The sequence below is a fragment of the Pseudoalteromonas aliena genome (assembly GCF_038155085.1).
In the GTDB taxonomy this organism is placed as follows: Bacteria; Pseudomonadota; Gammaproteobacteria; order Enterobacterales; family Alteromonadaceae; genus Pseudoalteromonas; species Pseudoalteromonas aliena_A.
The window spans coordinates 1-213 of sequence record NZ_JBAKAU010000245.1; the positions used below are offsets into that span (position 1 = coordinate 1).

Annotated in this window: 1 protein-coding gene; it reads right to left on the reverse strand. The window is 41.3% G+C overall.

The genetic code is table 11. The features are described from left to right. On the reverse strand, positions 1 to 213 hold a 213-nt coding region (locus V6260_RS19240; protein ID WP_341595623.1), incomplete at both ends, for a catalase.

Here is a 213-nt window from a genome sequence, read left to right on the forward strand (position 1 = left end):
ATAAAATTTCACAGCAAAACCACGTACATCACGTGCTAAATCTGTAGACCATTTATTGCCCGAAACTGTAGACAAACGAGTAAATACTGGGGTTTTTTCACCTTTTCGCTGAAAAATAACTGCACAGGTTAAATCTTCAAGCGTGTCGTAAGTTTCAAAATATCCGTCTGCACCATAGCCTCTAGCGTGCACTACTCGCTCAGGAATGCGTTC